The following is a 3,732-nucleotide window of genomic DNA, read 5'->3' as shown; positions in this document are numbered from 1 at the left end:
CGCATCAGCACCCCGCCAACGCTCCAGTGGATGGTTTTGTCACCGCCCTACACACTCGCAAGATCCGGCTCAAGGTCTGCTCGGAGACCGAGACGCCGTGATTCTCGCACAGGATCTGGGCCAGATCGCACAACCGCCAGCGCACCACGCCGTGGGCGGCGGGCGTCGGCCCCTGCTCGACGAGAGCCCTGAGGATGGCGCGCTGGTCGGCGTTCAGGAGCGGACGGGCCCCAGCGGCCTTGCCGTCGATCAGCCCAGCTGGACCGTCTGCGTTGAAGGCCACGACCCAATCGCGCACCGTCTGCAACCCGACCCCCCCCAATCTCGGCTGCCTCCGAACGCGTGCCGCCCGCCGCGACCACTGACAGCGCCAATAGGCGGCGGGTCTGTGCCGGATCACGTGAACCCTTGGCCAGGACGCGCAAGGCTTCCGCATCAAAATGCGATCACAGCTGGCGCCGCGCCGCTACCCAGCGTGAGTCCTGCTCAGCGGGGCGTGGTATCAGTCGGCCTGCGCCTCCACAATAGCCCTCACGCTCTTAAGCACTGCGTCTCGCCCGCTTTCGGTTCTGATCACCTGCCACAGCCTAAGCAGTTCTGCAGCTCCCGCATCCGCCTTTATTTTAGTTGGGTCTGTGAACGCCGAGACGGGCTGGCCAAGCGCGTCGGCGAGCCGCTTCAGAACGAGTTCGGATCGAGAGCGGGTGTCGGGCATAGGGAGAGTGGCATGCGGCATATCCATAGATGTGTCCATATAATATTTGCTTCGACTATTATGTCAGAACGATTGTAGGTAGAAAAGGTTCATCTCTTGACGCAACACTGAAAGGCGTTACAAGTTATTATGGCTATAAGACATTTATATGATTCGCTGCCGGTGAAGGACGCGCGTGATCTTGAGGCATTGGCAAAAGCCTGACTGACGGCAAACGAAGCTGTTTCCAAGCACGGTACTCCCGAGATGCAAACTTTAGAGCCGTACCCGTTCGGTTTGCAACGCGGATAGGGCTGAGCGTTTGGTTAGCTGAGGAACTTGCCGATGACAACGGGCAGTCCGCCAACGTCATCTCCCGCACACGATGAGCGGTCTTAACCAATAAAAGCCAAGCTTCAATTCTGTACGCATAACCCTCATGCAGCCTGACCCGACGCGCTGAGGCTCTCCAGGGTCTTGGCCAGGATCCCGATCCGAGACTGACTTTCGCCCACGAGTTGGGCGATGTCGGCGGAAGATGAGGCCGAGCGACCTGCCAACTCACGGACCTCTGCCGCAACCACGGCAAAGCCTCGTCCAGCCTCGCAGGCTCGCGCGGCTTCGATGGTGGCATTCAGTGCCAGCAAGTTGGTCTGCTTGGCGATCCCGTCGATGGCCTTCGTAAGGTCGTCGATCTTTTGCGAGGACGCCATAACCTCGTCCAGCGCTGTGTTCGTCTGTGCCATCGTGCGCTTGCGCAGAGTCACGTCGACTCTTGTGAGGTGTCGACAGCATCATTAAAATAATTAATTTATTTATTAGCTGAAAAATTCAAAATTAAATAATTTATATTCTATTTTACATAGGGTGATAATTGGGACTCTCGTTACGATGATTATTTATCTTTAGATTAAACTCAAACAATAATACGAGTTAGTTTGGTAAAAAAATTATACAAGTTTAATTTTTGTTAACTATCTATACGATAATTATTATTCGATTTCTAGCATAATCAGCTTAAAGGTCACGGCCGTGTCGCTTGGACGCCTCAGCATTTCAAGACGTATTCTCCTCGTCCTGGCGATCGGCGTCGCAACGCCGGCCTTCGTGTCGGTACAATCGCTACTCAATGTGCGACAGGCGCTGCTGGACGCGCGCGCCTCGGAGGTCCGACACCTGGACGAAGCGGCTTGGACGCTCGTGGCCAGCTATCACGACAGTGTCGTCAAGAACCTGATGACGGAGGAGGCTGCCAAGGAGGCTGCCAAGAATGCGGTGCGTAATATGCGCTACGACCAGTCGAACTACTTCTTCATCTGGGACCTAAACGGCATCAGCGTCGCACATGGCGGAAATCGAGCTCTCGAAGGCAAGAACTTCATCTCCGGACCGGACGCTGCAAAGAGCCCTGGCGTCGCCGACATGGTGGGTAAGCTCGTTAACGTTGCCCGTACCGACAAGGAAGGGTTCGCTCACTACCAGATTCCGAAGGCCGGCGAGACCATCGCGCTGGACAAGGTCGGCTACTCGAAGCTGTTCGAGCCCTGGGGTTGGACAATTGGTACCGGTGCCTACGTGTCAGACATCGATGCCTTCTTCTGGTCCAAGGCACAGTGGGGACTGATTGTCGCCGCATGCCTGACGGCCATCGCGGCGCTTCTCTCGTATGTCCTGGCACGCGATCTGACGCGTTCGCTGATCGGATTGACGAAATCCGTGGCGATCCTAGCTGGTGGCGATCTTGCCGTGGCGATCCCCGCGGTCAGTCGCGGCGACGAAGTCGGTGTCATGGCGCGCGCCATGGAGATGTTTCGGTCTTCACTCCTGCGAACCCGTGACTTGGAAGACGAGACCAACTCCGCCCGCGAGGGGTCCGAGCGCGCGCGGCGGGCAACGACACAGGCTATGGCCGACGGTTTCCATGAGGCCGTCAGCGGAATTGTTGGAGCCGTTCAGTCAGCCGCCCTGGGCATGCAGGAGACCGCGCAGGGTATGTCGCGGACGGCGAACGAGACGGCGCATCAATCTTCCGCCGTTGCAGGAGCAGCCGCCGAGACGGCAGCGAACGTCAACACCGTGGCAGCGGCGGCCGAGGAATTGGGAGCCAGCGTTCAGGAGATCGGCCGCCAAGTGAATAGCTCGGCGGATCTGGCCAGGGCGGCTGTGGGGGATGCGGAGCAGACGGCCGCCCTGGTGCAGGAGTTGGACGCGGCGGCCAAGCATATCGGAGAGGCGGTCGCGATGATCTCGCAGATTGCGAGCCAGACGAACCTTTTGGCACTCAACGCCACGATCGAGGCGGCACGCGCGGGCGAGGCAGGGCGCGGCTTTGCCATCGTGGCCGCTGAGGTCAAGGCCCTAGCCAGTCAGACCGCACGGGCTACCGAGGAGATCTCAAGCCACATCGCGCGCATCCAGAACTCGACAATCGGCGTAGTCTCGGCAATCACGGGCATTCGCTCCCGCGTGCAGGAGATAAGCGCCGTCGCGACGTCCATCTCGGCCGCTGTCGAGCAGCAAGGAGCAGCCACACAGGAGATCGTGCGCAACATCGGCCAAGCGGCCACAGGCACCGGTGCCGTGACGGTTACGATCGTCGATGTGTCCGAGGCAGCAGAGGCGACCGGCGCAGCCGCGACCCAGGTGCTGGTGTCGGCTGTCGAGGTCACGCGGCAATCACAACAACTAAGCAACGAAATCACGCGGTTTCTCGCCACGGTGCGCGCCGCTTGATGTCGAGCCTAAATTGTCGCCGTGATGCAGTGCACAAATATCTTGTATGCTAGTGATAAAAACAACATTGCTAGATGGATTCATCTCTCAAGATTTTAAGCTTTCGAGAAACACGGTGCGGTTCAGTGCGCGGTCGACGTCACGTTGCGTAGGCGCACGATGCAGCGGACGAACGCGGCAATCACCGAGGTCATGGTCTCCGTAATTACCCACCCCCTTGCGAGGGTCGGATTTCGCTGATTCTTTCGTTGGATGGGCCGAAGCGATCTTGAGCGGCTGAGCCGCGAGGAGCTGATCGAGCTGGT

3 protein-coding genes and 1 pseudogene are annotated in these 3,732 nt (G+C 58.7%); 1 reads left to right on the top strand and 3 read right to left on the bottom strand.

Features of this window, described 5'->3' with window-relative positions; genetic code table 11:
• Positions 1–55: 55 nt before the first annotated feature.
• Positions 56–506: pseudogene (locus tag G3T14_RS23385) on the bottom strand (helix-turn-helix domain-containing protein); the annotation flags it as partial.
• Between the two features lie 625 nt (positions 507–1,131).
• Complete coding sequence (locus G3T14_RS25485; RefSeq protein ID WP_163644890.1) at positions 1,132–1,440, bottom strand: methyl-accepting chemotaxis protein; 309 nt, start codon at positions 1,438–1,440, stop codon at positions 1,132–1,134.
• Positions 1,441–1,726: 286 nt separating this feature from the next.
• Here G3T14_RS25485 and G3T14_RS23375 point away from each other — a divergent pair, with 286 nt between their 5' ends.
• Positions 1,727–3,427: a cache domain-containing protein gene (locus G3T14_RS23375; protein WP_348645337.1), complete on the top strand. Its 1,701-nt coding sequence runs from the start codon at positions 1,727–1,729 to the stop codon at positions 3,425–3,427.
• An 87-nt stretch (positions 3,428–3,514) separates the two neighbouring features.
• On the opposite strand, the gene G3T14_RS24845 is transcribed toward G3T14_RS23375, so the two are convergent.
• Positions 3,515–3,732 (bottom strand): hypothetical protein (locus tag G3T14_RS24845; protein ID WP_204263029.1); only part of this gene is annotated, 218 nt, incomplete at its 5' end.

This window comes from Methylobacterium sp. BTF04, assembly GCF_010692745.1.
Classification (GTDB): domain Bacteria; phylum Pseudomonadota; class Alphaproteobacteria; order Rhizobiales; family Beijerinckiaceae; genus Methylobacterium.
Note: the sequence above shows the minus strand (reverse complement) of the source record. Positions and strands in the feature narration are given on the sequence as shown.